The sequence below is a fragment of the Polynucleobacter arcticus genome (assembly GCF_013307205.1).
Taxonomy (GTDB): domain Bacteria; phylum Pseudomonadota; class Gammaproteobacteria; order Burkholderiales; family Burkholderiaceae; genus Polynucleobacter; species Polynucleobacter arcticus.
This window is the reverse complement of record NZ_CP028940.1, coordinates 1,194,066-1,210,609: the sequence shown is the minus strand read 5'-3', so window position 1 is coordinate 1,210,609 and position 16,544 is coordinate 1,194,066. Positions and strand designations below refer to the sequence as shown.

The 16,544-nt window shown below is 47.4% G+C and carries 13 protein-coding genes and 1 tRNA gene; 13 read left to right on the top strand and 1 reads right to left on the bottom strand.

Translation table 11 applies throughout. The features are described from left to right. Positions 1 to 2 precede the first annotated feature (2 nt). Entirely contained in the window at positions 3 to 1,118 is a 1,116-nt protein-coding gene (gene aroC, locus DN92_RS06110) for a chorismate synthase (protein WP_173960404.1), read from the top strand. 33 nt (positions 1,119 to 1,151) lie between these two features. Then, a complete protein-coding gene (locus DN92_RS06105) occupies positions 1,152 to 2,309 on the top strand; it encodes an MFS transporter (protein WP_173960403.1) in 1,158 nt (385 codons plus the stop codon). A 26-nt stretch (positions 2,310 to 2,335) separates the two neighbouring features. On the opposite strand, the gene DN92_RS06100 is transcribed toward DN92_RS06105, so the two are convergent. Further along, positions 2,336 to 4,006 carry an electron transfer flavoprotein-ubiquinone oxidoreductase gene (locus DN92_RS06100; protein WP_173960402.1) on the bottom strand — a complete coding sequence of 557 codons (1,671 nt, stop codon included), beginning with the start codon at positions 4,004 to 4,006 and terminating at the stop codon, positions 2,336 to 2,338. A 202-nt stretch (positions 4,007 to 4,208) separates the two neighbouring features. Here DN92_RS06100 and DN92_RS06095 point away from each other — a divergent pair, with 202 nt between their 5' ends. From DN92_RS06095 to pheT, 11 genes are all read left to right on the top strand, one after another. Next, entirely contained in the window at positions 4,209 to 4,907 is a 699-nt protein-coding gene (locus tag DN92_RS06095) for a CoA transferase subunit A (RefSeq protein ID WP_173960401.1), read from the top strand. 49 nt (positions 4,908 to 4,956) lie between these two features. Then, positions 4,957 to 5,607, top strand: coding sequence for a CoA transferase subunit B (locus tag DN92_RS06090; RefSeq protein WP_173960400.1), 651 nt, complete (start codon positions 4,957 to 4,959; stop codon positions 5,605 to 5,607). Between the two features lie 65 nt (positions 5,608 to 5,672). After that, positions 5,673 to 7,496, top strand: coding sequence for an alpha/beta fold hydrolase (locus DN92_RS10750; RefSeq protein ID WP_173960399.1), 1,824 nt, complete (start codon positions 5,673 to 5,675; stop codon positions 7,494 to 7,496). A gap of 15 nt (positions 7,497 to 7,511) precedes the next feature. Further along, positions 7,512 to 9,533 carry a RelA/SpoT family protein gene (locus DN92_RS06080; RefSeq protein WP_173960398.1) on the top strand — a complete coding sequence of 674 codons (2,022 nt, stop codon included), beginning with the start codon at positions 7,512 to 7,514 and terminating at the stop codon, positions 9,531 to 9,533. 18 nt (positions 9,534 to 9,551) lie between these two features. Then, positions 9,552 to 9,628 (top strand) — tRNA-Val (locus tag DN92_RS06075). 80 nt (positions 9,629 to 9,708) lie between these two features. Beyond that, positions 9,709 to 11,631, top strand: coding sequence for a threonine--tRNA ligase (gene thrS, locus DN92_RS06070; protein ID WP_173960397.1), 1,923 nt, complete (start codon positions 9,709 to 9,711; stop codon positions 11,629 to 11,631). A gap of 33 nt (positions 11,632 to 11,664) precedes the next feature. Beyond that, positions 11,665 to 12,198 carry a translation initiation factor IF-3 gene (infC, locus tag DN92_RS06065; protein WP_415836384.1) on the top strand — a complete coding sequence of 178 codons (534 nt, stop codon included), beginning with the start codon at positions 11,665 to 11,667 and terminating at the stop codon, positions 12,196 to 12,198. 161 nt (positions 12,199 to 12,359) lie between these two features. Next, the gene (gene rpmI, locus DN92_RS06060; RefSeq protein ID WP_046330084.1) at positions 12,360 to 12,557 is read left to right on the top strand and encodes a 50S ribosomal protein L35; all 198 of its coding nucleotides are present in this window, start codon (positions 12,360 to 12,362) and stop codon (positions 12,555 to 12,557) included. Between the two features lie 25 nt (positions 12,558 to 12,582). Continuing rightward, positions 12,583 to 12,948 (top strand): 50S ribosomal protein L20, encoded by a 366-nt coding sequence (gene rplT, locus DN92_RS06055; RefSeq protein WP_015421011.1) that lies wholly within the window; start codon positions 12,583 to 12,585, stop codon positions 12,946 to 12,948. A gap of 29 nt (positions 12,949 to 12,977) precedes the next feature. After that, on the top strand, positions 12,978 to 14,024 hold the full coding sequence (gene pheS, locus DN92_RS06050; RefSeq protein WP_173960396.1) for a phenylalanine--tRNA ligase subunit alpha: 1,047 nt from the start codon (positions 12,978 to 12,980) through the stop codon (positions 14,022 to 14,024). 31 nt (positions 14,025 to 14,055) lie between these two features. Continuing rightward, positions 14,056 to 16,515, top strand: coding sequence for a phenylalanine--tRNA ligase subunit beta (gene pheT / locus DN92_RS06045; RefSeq protein WP_173960395.1), 2,460 nt, complete (start codon positions 14,056 to 14,058; stop codon positions 16,513 to 16,515). Positions 16,516 to 16,544 lie beyond the last annotated feature (29 nt).

Below are 16,544 nucleotides of genomic sequence, written 5' to 3'. Positions count from 1 at the left end.
CTATGTCAGGAAATACTCTAGGTCTTCTCTTCACCGTTACCACTTTTGGTGAATCCCATGGTCCCGCGATTGGCGCTGTTGTTGATGGTTGCCCTCCTGGAATGTCTTTGTCTGAGGCAGACTTGCAGATCGATTTGGATCGTCGCAAGCCAGGCACGTCACGTCACGTCACCCAGCGTAAGGAAGAGGACAGGGTAGAGATTTTGTCCGGAGTATACGAAGGTAAAACCACTGGAACGCCAATTGCCTTACTCATTCGTAATACGGATCAACGTAGCCAAGATTACGGCAATATCCTACAAACATTTAGACCGGGCCATGCTGATTACGCTTACCACTACAAATATGGTCTGCGCGATCCACGCGGTGGCGGCCGTTCTTCAGCAAGGCTCACTGCGCCAGTAGTAGCAGCAGCAGCGATTGCCAAGAAGTGGCTGAAAGAGCAATACGGTACTGAGGTTTATGGATTTATGAGCCAGCTTGGTGAGATCGAGGTCCCATTCAAAGATGCTGCGGTGATCGAGAGCAATCCTTTCTTTGTTGCCAATGCCGATGTCGTTCCTCAGTTAGAGAGTTATATGGATGCTCTGCGCAAAGCAGGGGATTCTTGTGGGGCGAAGATTGAAGTGCGGGCGCGCAATGTACCGTTCGGATTAGGCGAGCCTCTATTTGACAAGTTGGATGCTGATATTGCCCATGCCATGATGGGCATCAATGCGGTCAAAGGCGTTGAGATTGGTGCTGGCTTTCAGTCGGTAGCGCAACGCGGTAGTGAGCATGGCGATGAACTGCATCCAGATGGTTTTGATAGTAACAATAGCGGTGGCACCTTAGGCGGCATCAGTACGGGTCAAGATTTGCGTGTATCCATTGCAATCAAACCAACCTCCAGCATCCATAGCCCAAAAGAATCGGTTGATTTAGAAGGTAAACCCATCACAGTCCAAACCAAAGGTCGCCACGATCCGTGCGTAGGCATCCGAGCAACGCCAATTGCTGAAGCGATGTTGGCTCTCGTTTTAATAGATCATGCTTTACGTCATCGTGCTCAATGTGGCGATGTGAAGCACGTCATTCCACCGATTCCATCAGCCCGCCCTGGTTCTGTGACCGACTAATTTAAATATTCATCTAAGAAAACTAAAAAGAAAATGACACCTTCAGTGCGCTGGGCCTTCGGGTCCTTTTTCTTTTTATATTTTGCTTACGTTGGTTTAGTTTCTCCCTACGCTAGCCTCTTTTTTCTCGAGCGTGGCTTTAGTGTGATTGAGATAGCAGTCTTAATGTCCATGTTGCAGATCACCCGTATTGTTGGTCCATTTTCATGGGGCTGGTTATCTGACTACCTTTCCGACCGCATTGGAATTATTCGCTTTAGCGCTTGCTTGGCAGCAGTAGTTTTTCTCTTGATTTTTTTCCTGCAGAGCTATGCTGCATTCTTTATTTGGATGTTTGTGCTGCACACGATCTTAAGTAGCCTGATGCCATTGGGCGAGTCAGCTACTGTGCATGCTTTGTTTAAGGATAATTCTTTTGACAAACGCTATGGGCGCTTGCGCTTATGGGGCTCTATTGGCTTTATTGCAATGGTACTTTTTGCTGGGGAGTTGTTTCAGCGCGAGGGTATTGAACTCTACCCAATAGTGGGCGCGGTGATACTGGTTTTATTGGCGCTAATTACATTCCGCCTGCATGAGCCCAAGATGGAACGTCGCAAGATGGTAAAGGGTGAGCTCTTAGTAGTCTTGTTTAACCCTGATGTGCGTTGGTTTCTGCTCTCAGGCTTCTTTATGATCTTTGCACATGCGGCTTTGTATGTTTTCTATTCTCTGTACTTGGCAGATTTAGGCTACGACAAATTCCAGATCGGTTTGTTTTGGGCTTTAGGTGTTGCTGCTGAGGTGATTTTCTTTTATTACCAAAGCAAGGTACTGAGTCGCCTTGATCCGGAAGTGGTTCTGCAAATTGCTTTTGGGATCGGCGTATTTCGATTTATCTTAATCGCTTTTTTCCCTGTGACTTGGGTTCTCATCATCGCCCAGCTCATGCATGCAGGTACTTTTGGTGCTCACCATAGTGCAGCAACCAAATTACTCCAGCGCTGGTTTACTGGACCGTTACAGGCACGTGGTCAAGCTCTCATGGCTACGGTATCTTATGGCCTGGGCGGAACGCTGGGCGGCTTGGTGGCTGGCTGGTTATGGGATACAACTCAACCACGCAATGTATTTGTAATGGCAGCATTGGCTTGCGGCCTGGCGGGTATGGCGATTGGGAAGATGCGACCTCGTCACTACCCAGCTAGCTAAAGTCACTAGCAAAGCTTGCAGGCAAATTACATGGATGCGTAGTTTGGTCCACCACCACCCTCAGGCGTGATCCAAACAATGTTCTGACTTGGATCTTTAATGTCACAAGTTTTGCAATGAACGCAATTCTGGGCATTAATCTGCAATTGCGGCTGACCATCTTTTTCTACATATTCATATACACCAGCAGGGCAGTAACGTTGCTCTGGGCCTGCGTAAGTTTTGAGATTTAAGCTCACTGGTATCGATGCATCTTTTAAGGTGAGATGGACTGGTTGATTCTCAGCATGATTGGTATTGGAAATAAATACAGATGAGAGGCGATCAAACGTGATCTTGCCATCGGGCTTGGGGTAATCGATTGGCTTGTGTAATGCTGCCGGCTCAAGGCATTCATGATCTGCATGCTTTATGTGAATTGTCCATGGCATATTGCCACCTAGCAGCTTTTGCTCAAGGCCCACCATCAGCGTCCCTATATATAGTCCTTTGGACATCCAAGGTTTGAAATTACGGGCTTGACTTAACTCCGTATGTAACCAGCTATTGTTAAAGGCACTTGGGTATTCGGTTAACACATCAGCCGAGCGATGTTCAGCAAGTGCAGCAACTGCTGCTTCAGCAGCGAGCATGCCGGTCTTAATGGCAGCATGACTGCCTTTGATGCGAGAAGCGTTTAAAAAGCCGGCATCACAACCAATCAAAGCACCACCAGGAAATACGGTTTTTGGTAGGCTATTCAATCCACCGGCAGTCAGGGCACGAGCGCCATAGGCGAGACGCTTTCCGCCCTCAAAAGTCTCCCGAATTTTGGGGTGTAACTTGTAGCGTTGGAATTCTTCAAAAGGCGATAGGTAGGGATTTTTATAGGAAAGACCCACCACCAAGCCAACTGCCACTTTGTTATCACCCAAGTGATACAAGAATGAGCCACCATAGGTATCGCTCTCCAATGGCCAGCCGGCCGTATGAACTACCAGTCCAGGCTTACTCTTGGAGGGCTCAACTTCCCAAAGTTCTTTAATACCGATGCCGTAGCTCTGCGGGTCAGCGTCTTGATCTAACCCAAACTTAGCAATGAGTTGTTTGCCTAGATGCCCGCGTGATCCCTCGGCAAACAAGGTGTACTTGGCGCGTAATTCCATGCCAAGCTGAAATTGATCGGTAGGCTGACCTTCTTTATCCAGACCCATTGAACCGGTGACCACACCGCAAACAGCGCCTTGCTCATCATAAAGAATATCCGCAGCTGGAAAACCGGGGAAAATTTCTACACCGAGATTTTCAGCCTGTTGACCTAGCCAGCGAGTGACATTGGCCAAGCTAATAATGTAGTTCCCTTCATTTTTGAAGCAGTTCGGTAGCATCCAATTGGGTACTTGAAATGCGCTCTCTTTAGTCAGGAATAAAAACTGATCTTGAGTGACTTCAGTATCCAAAGGTGCGCCAAGCTCTTTCCAGTTAGGGAAGAGTTCTGTGAGGGCCTTGGGATCCATCACCGCGCCAGACAATATGTGAGCCCCTATTTCGGAGCCCTTTTCGAGTACGCAGACGCTAATCTCTTTACCCGTTTCCTGCGCTAGATGTTTTACCTTGATTGCTGCAGAAAGACCGGCTGGGCCACCTCCTACGATGACGAGGTCATAGTCCATGGATTCTCTTGGTCCAAACTGGGCGAGTAATTCCTGGGCGTTCATTCAATCTCTCCGACATGACTTAAAAAAGGGCAATCCGTTATTTTGGGCGTTTTGAGTGTTTATGACACTTATCCAGCCTTAAATTGCCCCTCTAGTTTAGTTCTAAGCGAGAAAACAGGCTTGCTGCTTGCTGCCAATAGGCCAAGGAGTCTAAGGCGTTATGATTGGTTTTTACCCTTCTTGGCAATATGAGGACGAATCTATGAATAAAACTTACCCATCGGCTGTGGATGCTTTAAGAGATATCTTGAAAGATGGTCAGAAGTTGGCTGTTGGTGGTTTTGGTCTATGCGGCATTCCCGAGGCATTGATTGCTGCAGTAAAGGATCTCGGCGCACAAAATTTGACTGCTATTGCTAATAATGCTGGGGTCGATGGCTTCGGCTTGGGCGTGCTGCTCAATTCAAGACAAGTGAAGAAGATGGTTGCTTCTTATGTGGGCGAGAACAAAGAATTTGAGCGTCAATTTCTGGCTGGTGAGCTTGAGCTGGAATTTACACCGCAAGGTACCTTAGCCGAGAAGCTGCGCGCAGGTGGTTGTGGCATTCCCGCTTTTTACACTAAAACAGGTGTAGGTACTTTAGTTGCCGAAGGAAAAGAAGAAAAAGAATTCGATGGTGAGAGATACATTATGGAGCGCGCTATCGTCTCGGATATTTCTCTGGTGAAGGCATGGAAGGCTGATAAGTCTGGCAATTTGGTGTATCGCCTTACTGCTCGCAACTTTAATCCTGTAGTAGCTATGGCTGGCAAGATTACCGTTGCTGAAGTAGAGGAGATTGTGGAGAACGGCGAATTGGATCCCGATGAGATTCATACACCAGGTATTTACGTTCAGCGTTTGGTGCTCAACACCACGCCTGAGAAGCGTATTGAGCAACGCACTTTGTCTGCTGCTTAATACCTATAGACACTATATAAAACAGTACTGAACAGTTAGGAAGATCGACATGCCTTGGAATAGAGATGAAATGGCGGCACGTGCTGCTAAAGAGCTAAAGGATGGTTACTACGTGAACTTGGGTATTGGCATGCCAACCTTGGTAGCGAATCATGTCCCAGAGGGAATGGAGGTATGGCTCCAATCAGAAAATGGTTTATTGGGTATTGGCCCATTTCCAACTGAAGCCACGATTGACGCGGATTTGATCAACGCGGGTAAGCAAACGATTACCACCTTACCTGGCTCCTCCATTTTTTCTTCTGCAGATTCTTTTGGAATGATCCGTGGTGGGAAGATCAATATTGCGATTTTGGGTGCAATGCAAGTGAGCGAGCATGGTGATTTGGCAAACTGGATGATCCCCGGCAAGATGGTGAAGGGCATGGGCGGCGCTATGGATTTAGTTGCTGGTGTTAAGCATGTGGTTGTATTGATGGAACACGTTGCCAAGAAAAAAGATGGCACTGAAGAAATCAAAATTCTGCCTAAATGTACTTTGCCACTGACGGGTGTAGGCGTCATTAGTCGCATCATTACTGATCTTTGCGTGCTCGACATTACGCCAACAGGTTTAAAGTTGGTAGAGCTGGCACCCGGAGTGAGTAAAGAAGATGTGAAATCTAAAACGGGTGCCCCTGTCGATACTTCGGGCTTTTAACCCCTATCACCGCTTAGTGAAATAATGGGGTCTTAGCGATCCCATTTCTTTTTAGAGACTTCTATATGAATGCAACAGACCATTCACTTCATGCCCATAAGCAGGGAGATGCAAAGCATTCGCACAGTAAAGAAGTATCTAATCAAAATTTATTATTGATTGCCTTGGTGCTCACCCTCGGTTTTTCGGGGGTGGAAGGTGCCGCCGCTTACTATGCCAATTCCTTAGCCTTAATCTCTGATGCTGGTCATATGGTGACTGATGCCGCCGCGCTAGGCTTGGCACTACTGGCTCAAATCATTTCTCGTCGCCCACCGTCATCCAAGCACTCCTTTGGGTTTGGAAGAGCGGAAGCCTTGGCTGCATTTGTTAATAGCATTGCAATGCTAGCCTTAGTTGCATGGATCATGTTTGAGGCGATCAGTCGATTTTATGATCCACATCATGTAGATGGCTTAACTGTCATCATAGTTGCTGCGATTGGTTTAGTCATGAATATCGCAGTGGCATGGGTACTATCACGCGACAAAAAGAGTGTGAATACGCGCGCTGCATTGGTTCATGTCATGGGGGACTTACTAGGATCTGTAGCCGCTCTGATTGCGGGTGTTGTGATTCAGCTCACCGGATGGATGCCAATTGATGCCATCTTGTCAATCTTGGTATCTCTGTTAATTCTGAAGTCGACTATCTCTATTTTGAAAGAGTCCTATCACTTCTTGATGGAGGGAGTGCCTCTCCATATTGACTATTTACAAGTTGGTACAGATTTAAAAATGGTGCCAGGTGTATTAGCAGTTCATGACTTGCATGTTTGGGAGATGACACCGAGCTTCCCAGCGCTCATTGGCCATATTGAAATTGCCCATATAACGGAGTGGCCAGAAATCATGGGTCGCATTAATACGATGCTGTTGAATCAGCATGGGATCGATCACGTGACCTTGCAGCCTGAAGTGGTCGGAATGGCAGATAAGCAGACGCAGGATTTAGATCCTGAAAACGAGACTAAAGCTCCTCATGTTGGCATTCACCAGGGTGAAATTTTCTATGTGACCTGTGCGAGTAGTGACGGCACTCATCGAATGGCGAATCACGCCTGGGGCAATCCCAGTAATTCAAAAGTATTAATTTGCGTCCATGGCTTGACCCGAAGGGGCAGTGATTTCAGAACCTTGGCGGAGGCAATGAGTCAGGAGTACTACGTTGTGTGTCCTGATATTGTGGGGCGTGGCGACTCTGATCGCCTCCAGAATCCAATGCTGTATGCCGTACCTCAATACGTTGCCGATATGGCTTGTCTGATTAAGCAATTGGGCGTTGCTCAAGTGGATTGGTTTGGAACCTCTATGGGCGGCTTGATTGGTATGGTGTATGCATCGATGCCGAATAGCCCCATTCGTCGCATGCTTATTAATGATGTTGGTCCCCGTATTGAGCCAGAAGCAGTCAAGCGCTTAGGCTCTTACGTTGGGCAGCCTTTTGCTTTTGCTCACCGCGCTGATGCATTGGAACGTTTAAATGAGATTTGCGCCTCTTTTGGTGCGCATTCGCCCGAAGAGTGGGAGATTTATAACGGGCCCATGCTAGTGCAAAAGGACGGCCTTTGGATGATGCACTACGACCCCGATATTGCTGTGCCATTTGCATCGGTGAATCCGATCATGGCGAAAGCGGGTGAGATGGCAATGTGGCATGCCTTCAAGCAAATTCATATTCCAATGTTAATTGTGCGTGGTGGAGACTCTGATCTACTCTCCGCTAAAACTGTGGCGGAGATGTGTAAGGTCAACCCGTATGTTCGAAGTATTGAAATTCCGGGAGTAGGACATGCGCCTGCTTTTGTTAAGCCAGAGCAAGTTGCTTTAGCAAAAGAATTTTTTAGTTAAGGTTTTCAGTTTTTTATGTCCAATGCTGGCAAGGTTGCCGTGAACATCAAAATTATTGATGGCTGGTATGGCGAGCCTTCCGCAGATCATGCTGCAGGCGTACTCAGTATTCTTAAACTGCTGCATCTCGATGAAGCTACCTTAACAGCTGCTACTAATATTGCCCGCACTCACGGCAAAGAGGCCCTGATTAAGTTAATTGGTGAGGAGTCAGCCAAGCTATTGATTGGCTATCGAGGTCTTAGACAGGCGCAAGGCAAACTTGTTCGTGCTGACGGTGGCCTCAGCATTTCTGGGCAAGAAGAAATGCTCCGAAAGATGTTACTTGCCTTTGGAGATGACTTACGGGTAGTGCTCATCTATCTTGCTTCACGTTTGCAGACCTTACGCTGGATTACTCAAGAAAAAATTGAGATGCCTGCAACATGGGCGCAAGAGATTCTCAATATTGATGCAACGCTTGCAAATCGTTTGGGTATTTGGCAAATGAAATGGGAGATGGAAGATCTAGCATTTAGAGTCCTGTCCCCAGAGATCTACCGTGATATTGCCAAGATGCTCGATGGCAAACGCGCTGAGCGTGAGTCATTTATTGACTTCATCGTCACTCGACTACAGGAAGAGCTGAAAGCCTCACAAATTCAAGGTCAGGTACAAGGCCGCCCGAAACACATCTATAGTATCTGGAAAAAGATGCAGGGTAAGTCATTGGACTTTGCTAATCTTTATGACGTCAGGGCATTTCGCGTTCTCGTGGATGACGTTAAATCTTGCTATGCCATTTTGGGAATAGTACATAACGTTTGGCAGCCAGTCCCCCGAGAATTCGATGACTACATTGCGGGGCCTAAGCCTAACGGTTATCAATCGCTCCATACTGTTGTGATGGATGAGCATGGCACTGCTTTTGAAATTCAGGTGCGTACCTATGAAATGCATCAGCAAGCTGAATATGGTCTGGCTGCGCATTGGCGTTACAAAGAGGGTGCTTATAGTGGTGCGGCAACTCCGCCAAAAAATAAATCAAGCGATTCCAACCCAAACCATCAAACCGGTACACATAGCGCGGCAGTAGCCTATGAGCGCCAAATTGCTTGGGCACGGCAGTTGATTTCTTGGAAAGAGGATGCATGGGAGCAGCTTAAGCACCATGAGATTGACGACCACATCTACGTCCTTACTCCATTGGGAAAAGTGATTGCATTGGAGAAGGGCTCATCCCCTATCGACTTTGCTTATGCAGTACATACCGATCTGGGTCATCGCTGTCGTGGTGCTCGGGTTGATGGTGCCATGGTGCCTTTGGACACACCGCTACAGAATGGGCAGACAATTGAAGTGATTGCGGTCAAACAGGGCGGGCCATCACGCGATTGGATTAGCCCCAGGCGGAATTACTTGCGTTCACAACGTGCTCGTTCTCGAGTTCGTACTTGGTTCAATGCCTTAGATGATGAGGAGGCAGGTACAAAGCACACTGATATTGGGTCAGATCACAAGCCAGAGCCTAAGATCAATGCGCCCACTCCAGAGATCGTGCTGAAACAGAGTACTCGCAAGCAGGGTCAAGTGGGCGATGTGTTGGTAGTTGGAGTAGATTCTCTTTTGACTCAGTTGGCTCGTTGTTGCAGGCCTGTACCACCAGATGCTATTGCTGGCTTTGTGACTCAGGGTCGGGGCGTATCTATTCATCGACGGTCTTGTAAAACCTTTCGTGGTCTTTTGGAGAGGGCACCCGAGCGGGTTATCCAGACAGCTTGGAATGCGTCTTCAGAAGAAATGCAGCACGCGGGGGATGCAAAACGGGTGTTTCCTGCAGATTTAGCGGTATCCGGCCTAGATCGTCCGGAGTTGATGCGCGAGCTATTTGAAATATTGACTCGGCAAGGTGTCCATGTCATTGATTTGCGTAAATCAGCCAAGCGGGGCATGGCTCAAATACTGCTGACGGTTGAAATTAAAGACTCTGAGGCCTTGCGGCTGATCCAAAATAGCCTAGAGGAGGTCAAAGGCGTGACCCAAGTGCGTCGCCGGTGATAAACTCTATGGCTGTATAGGCTCGTAGCTCAGCTGGTTAGAGCACCACCTTGACATGGTGGGGGTCGTTGGTTCGAGTCCAATCGAGCCTACCAACGAATGAAGACCCAAAAGAGCGCGGTTGCTGAAATGCTGCCGCGCTTTCTTTTTTTGTAAGTTAATTGATGGAGTTGTCATGCTTGTAGTTACTCTGCCAGACGGATCTAAACGTGAGTTCGACGCTCCCGTTCGCGTTCTTGACGTTGCCCAAAGCATTGGTAGCGGCCTTGCTAAGGCTGCCTTAGGGGGCATTGTTGAGGGCAACATGGTAGATGCCAGCTTTGTCGTTGATAAAGATAGTCGCCTAGCAATCATTACGGATAAAAGCCCAGAGGCGCTAGAGATTGTTCGCCACTCTACTGCTCACTTACTCGCCTACGCTGTTAAAGAATTATTTCCAGAGGCGCAAGTCACAATTGGTCCTGTAATTGAAAACGGTTTTTACTATGACTTTTCATTTCATCGCCCATTCACGCCAGATGATTTAGTTGCGCTGGAAAAGAAAATGGCTGAGCTCGCAAAAAAAGATGAGCCGGTTAATCGAACAGTCATGCCCCGTGATGAAGCTGTTAAGTTCTTTAAAGATCAAGGCGAAAACTACAAGGCAGAAATTATTTCTAGCATCCCGCAAGGCGAGGATGTCTCTTTGTATTCTGAAGGCAAGTTCACTGACTTATGTCGTGGACCCCATGTGCCATCAACTGGCAAGCTCAAGGTCTTTAAGCTTCTGAGCGTTGCTGGTGCTTACTGGCGCGGAGATAGTAAGAATGAGATGCTGCAGCGTATTTACGGTACAGCTTGGTTGAAAAAAGAAGACCAAGACGCTCACCTGCACATGCTAGAAGAGGCCGAGAAACGTGATCACCGTCGCCTTGGTAAGTTTTTAGACTTATTTCATTTCCAACCTGAAGCGCCGGGTCTCGTTTTTTGGCACCCTAAGGGTTGGTCTATTTGGCAAGAAGTTGAACAGTACATGCGCCGCGTGTATCAGCGCGAAGGTTATCAAGAGGTCAAGGCCCCACAAATTCTGGATCGTGGTCTTTGGGAAAAGTCGGGTCACTGGGATAACTACAAAGAAAATATGTTTACGACTGAGTCGGAGAATCGTGCTTATGCATTAAAGCCGATGAACTGCCCAGGTCATGTCCAGATCTTTAACTCAGGCTTACATAGCTATCGTGAGTTACCTCTGCGTTACGGTGAGTTTGGACAATGCCATCGCAATGAGCCATCAGGTGCTTTGCATGGCCTCATGCGCGTTCGTGGATTTACCCAAGATGATGGCCATATTTTCTGTACTGAAGATCAGATCCAGTCAGAGGTGGCTGCATTTGATAAAGCGGTTCGCGACGTCTACAAAGACTTTGGATTTACTGAAGTGGCTGTCAAGCTGGCTTTACGTCCAGCCAAGCGTGTTGGTGATGACGCCATTTGGGATAAAGCTGAGGCTGCCTTACGCGGTGCCTTAACTGCTTCGGGCCAGCAATGGGAAGAATTGCCGGGCGAGGGAGCTTTTTATGGTCCTAAAATCGAATATCACCTGAAGGATTCGATTGGGCGTACTTGGCAGTGCGGCACTATTCAGGTGGATTTCTCGATGCCAGCCCGTTTAGGCGCTGAATATGTCACGGAAGAGAACACCCGTAAGGCTCCTGTGATGCTTCATAGGGCAATTGTGGGCTCTTTGGAACGTTTTATCGGCATTTTGATCGAAAACCACGCTGGAAATATACCAGTTTGGCTTGCTCCGACCCAGGCTGTAGTCCTAAATATTTCTGATAATTCCGCTGCTTATGCCCAACAAGTCCAGCAATCTCTGAAAAAACAAGGGTTTAGAGTCGAATCGGATTTGCGGAATGAGAAAATTACGTATAAAATACGCGAGCACGCATTACAGAAGCTCCCATTTTTGTTAGTTGTTGGGGATAAAGAAGCAGAAAGTAATTCGGTGGCCGTTCGTGCCCGTGGCGGAGTGGATTTAGGTGTAATGCCTCTTGATGCTTTCGTTGCCCGACTCCAGCAGGATATTTCTCAGAAAGTCGGACCCGAGCCTAGCTAGGGGTGGAATGGTTTTTATTGTTTTTTTAAAGGAATTAAGAAGATCGCTACTGATAAATCGCAGCGCATAAATCGGGAGATTACTGCTCCTGAAGTGCGTCTGATTGGACTAGATGGAGAACCCATCGGTGTAGTTAAGTTGAGTGAAGCCCTGGCTTTAGCAGAAGAGAAAGAAACCGATTTGGTTGAAATTGCTCCGACGGCTGTGCCACCTGTAGTTCGCATTATGGACTTCGGCAAATTCAAGTACCAAGAAGCCAAACGTTTGCATGAAGCTAAGCTCAAGCAAAAAGTGATTCAGGTGAAGGAAGTCAAATTCCGTCCCGGCACGGATGATGGCGACTATGGTGTGAAGCTACGCAATCTAATCCGCTTTTTGGAAGATGGCGATAAGACAAAGATTACGCTGCGGTTTCGGGGTCGTGAAATGGCCCACCAAGAAATCGGAGTCAGAATGTTGGAACGTTTGAAGTCGGACCTGATTGAGTTTGGTCAAGTAGAGCAGTTTCCAAAAATGGAAGGTCGCCAGATGGTGATGGTATTGGCCCCCATTCGTAAGGCGAAGTAATAAACATAACAAACCTATTCGCAAGATGAAGTTTGTTGTTTAAGTAGGGAGGGGTTCCTAGTGAATTACTAAGGACTCCGGTAGTGAGAAGTGCTTCTAGGTACAGGAAGCGTAACCGTCGGTTACCACCTATGTTGCACATGCAGAAGAAGGGGTGCTTTATGCCCAAGATGAAGAGCAAGAGTAGCGCCAAAAAGCGCTTCACGGTTCGCGCAGGCGGAACGATCAAACGAGGTCAGGCTTTTAAACGCCACATCCTCACCAAGAAAACCACTAAGAATAAGCGTCACCTCCGTGGTACTACCGAAGTTGCGAAGGCAGACGTTAAGTCCATTCGCTCCATGCTTCCTTACGCTTAACCTCAGACTAGATTAGGAGAATTAAATGCCAAGAGTCAAACGTGGGGTTACAGCAAGAGCCCGTCATAAGAAAATCACCGATGCCGCAACAGGTTATCGTGGACGTCGTAAAAACGTATTCCGTATTGCTAAGCAAGCAGTTATGCGTGCTGGTCAATATGCATACCGCGACCGTCGTAATAAGAAACGTGTATTCCGCGCATTGTGGATTGCTCGTATCAACGCGGCAGTTCGTCAGCATGACATGACCTATAGCGTATTCATGAATGGTATGAAGAAAGCTGCGATCGAACTCGACCGTAAAGTACTTTCTGATATGGCCATTGCTGACAAAGCGGCTTTTGCTGCTTTGGTTACTCGGATCAAATCCGTAGTAAGCGCTGCAGCTTAATTCTTAGTTCATTTAAAAACTAAGCTGCAATGGTTTCTCTCGACCACATTGTCGAGGATGCTAAACGCGATTTCCTCAGAGCTGCCGATTCGGCAGCTCTAGAGGACGCGAAAGCCAAGTATCTCGGTAAGTCAGGTGTTCTCACTGAGCGCTTAAAAGCGCTTGGTGGAATGTCGCCTGATGAACGCAAGAGTGCTGGCGCCCAAATTAATCAAATCAAAACCCAAGTTGAAGCTGCGCTACAAGAGCGTCGCCAGGCATTGGCTGATGCAGTATTGCTGCAACGCCTTGCGGCAGAATCAATTGACGTTTCCTTGCCTGGTCGTGGCCAAGCTGTAGGTAGTTTGCATCCTGTGATGCGCACCTGGGAGCGCGTTGAAGAGATCTTCCGCTCGATTGGTTTTGATGTAGCAGATGGCCCGGAAATTGAAACCGATTGGTTTAATTTCACCGCCTTAAATAGTCCTGAGAATCATCCTGCCCGATCTATGCAGGACACTTTTTACATTGATGGCAAAGATGCTAATGGGAAGCCATTGTTATTGCGCACGCATACTAGCCCAATTCAGGTTCGTTACGCGAGCGAGCATGTTAAGAAGTATGCGGATGCGGATGTGATGCCCCCTATCAAAGTGATTGCTCCCGGCAGAACTTATCGGGTAGATAGCGACGCAACTCACTCACCCATGTTTCATCAAGTCGAAGGTTTGTGGATTGCAGAAAGTGTTTCCTTTGCAGATCTCAAGGGTGTGTATACCGATTTTCTTAGAACCTTTTTTGAAACGAATGAATTACAAGTTCGTTTCCGCCCTTCCTATTTCCCATTCACGGAACCTTCCGCTGAAATCGATATGGCCTTTGGTAGCGGCAAGTTAGCCGGCCGTTGGTTGGAGATTTCTGGAGCAGGGCAGGTGCATCCGAATGTCTTGCGTAATATGGGTATTGACCCTGAGCGCTACACCGGTTTTGCTTTTGGTTCTGGTCTAGAGCGTTTAACGATGTTACGTTATGGCGTTGATGACTTACGTCTTTTCTTTGAGAATGATCTTCGTTTTTTAGCGCAATTTCCAGCTTAATTAGCTAACCTTCTAATAGTAGATAGCGCATATGCAATTTTCTGAATCTTGGTTACGCCAATATGTAAACCCCTCACTGGATAGCAATGCTTTAGGTCATGCCATGACAATGGCAGGTCTCGAGGTTGAAGAGCAGCACTCAGTAGCTCCTGCATTTACAAAAATTGTTGTTGCACAAATCCTCTCTGCGGAGCAGCATCCGGATGCTGATCGTTTGCGAGTTTGTAAAGTGGATGCCGGAACTGGTCAAGAGTTGCAAATCGTCTGTGGTGCGCCGAATGCGCGCGTCGGTATCAGAATCCCATGTGCATTAGTTGGCGCAGAATTGCCTCCAGCAGAATCTGGCGGTAAGCCTTTCATGATTAAGACAGGCAAACTACGCGGTGTAGAAAGTCAGGGCATGTTGTGCTCTGGTCGCGAGCTTGGCCTTGGTGATGATTACGAGGGTATTCTGGAGTTACCTGGTGATGCACCAGTTGGTGAAGATATTCGTAAGTACTTAGATTTGGATGATCAAATCTTTGTGATTAAGTTAACGCCCAATAAGGCGGACTGTCTTTCGTTGATGGGTATGGCACGCGAAGTATCCGCAATTACCGGCGCTTTATTGTGTGCACCTCGGTGGAATGTTGTAAACGTCTCTATCCAAGATAAGCTTAAAGTAACTGTTGACAACGCTGACCTCTGCGGACGCTTTGCGGGTCGTGTCATTCGAGGGGTGAATCCTCAGGCTAAGACGCCGGATTGGATTATTCAACGTCTTTGTCATGCTGGGCAAAGAAGCATTTCTCCTTTGGTAGATCTATCCAACTACGTTATGTTGGAGATGGGTCAACCGACCCATGTATTTGATATTGATAAACTAACTGGTGATTTATCTGTTCGCTGGGCGAAGCCAGGCGAAAGTCTCGAGTTGTTAAACGGCCAGACGGTTACCTTACAAGGGCCTGATTCTGCTGGCAAGATGCAAGATGCTGGCATAGTTGCCGATCAAAAAGGCCCACTAGCATTGGCGGGCATCATGGGCGGCAATCATTGCGCAGTAACTGATGACACTAAGAATATTTATGTTGAGGCGGCTTATTGGCAGCCTTCAGCAATTCAAGGACGTGCCCGTCGTTTTAATTTCAGCACTGATGCGGCGCATCGCTTTGAGCGCGGCGTTGACCCACAAAATACCGTTAATTGCTTGGAGTACTTAACTTCAATGATTATTGAAGTCTGCGGTGGCCAAGCGGGCCCAATTGACGACCAAGTATTAGCTATGCCTGAGCGTAAACCTGTCAGTATGCGTTTGGCTCGTGCCATGAAGGTCATTGGTATTCCGTTGACTTCTGAAATTGTGGCTGATGTGTTTCAGCGTCTAGGGTTTGAGTTTAAAAAAGAGGCAGGTGATGTATTTGTGGTGACACCGCCAAGCTATCGCTTTGATATCGAAATAGAAGAAGATTTAATTGAAGAAGTCGCCCGTATGTACGGCTTTGAAAACATTCCTGATGTGCCACCAGTCGCTTCATTGAAGATGAGTGCTAAGGCTGAGTCAAAACGTGGGGTACATTTGTTACGCCAACGTTTGGCACTTCAAGGTTATCAAGAGGCGGTGAACTTTGGATTTATCGACTCAGAAAGTGAGCAACGCCTAGCTGCCGCTACTGAAAAAGATCTCATTACCGTACTCAACCCAATTGCGAGCCAGTATGGCGTGATGCGAAGTAATCTCTGGGGTGGTTTATTGGCTAACCTGAAGGCAAACTTGAATCGCGGTGCTGGTCGTGTGCGTTTGTTTGAAACGGGTCGGGTATTTAAACGTGATGAAAATATTCAAGAAGAGGCTGGCAAGGTAGCTGGTTTTTATCAACCACAGCTGGTGGGTGGCTTGGCTTATGGTTCATTTGTGCCTGAGCAATGGGCAAGCGATAACCGTTTAGTGGATTTCTTTGATGGTAAGGGTGATTTAGAGCGCGTACTGGATCCCTTGTATTTCACAACCGAAGCTGCCGCACATCCTGCATTACATCCTGGTCGTAGTGCCAAAATTCAATTGATGACCCCAGCGGGTAATTGCAACATTGGCTGGATCGGCGAATTGCATCCACGATTACAGCAAGCTTATGAGTTACCCCAGGCTCCAGTTTTGTTTCAAATGGACTTAGAGTCTATTCGTAATCTGGGTATTCCGCAGCCGGAAGAGCTCAGCAAGTTTCCCGCAGTGCAACGTGATTTGGCGGTAGTGGTGAAGCAATCCGTTTCATCACAGACTTTACTCGATGCAATGAAGGTAAAGAAGCCGAACTTCGTTAAAGCAATCGAGTTATTTGACGAATTCAAGGCAAAGCCTGGTTCAAGTAGCATGGCGGATGATGAGAAGAGTTTGGCGTTCCGCGTTACTTTGTTAAATCCCCAAGAAACATTGCAAGATACCCAAATTGAAGCAACTATGGCCGCTTTAATGGCGGCGCTTGAGAAAAATTGCGCAGCTCGTCTGCGCTAGGTTTAATATTAGCCCTAGATACAGCACGA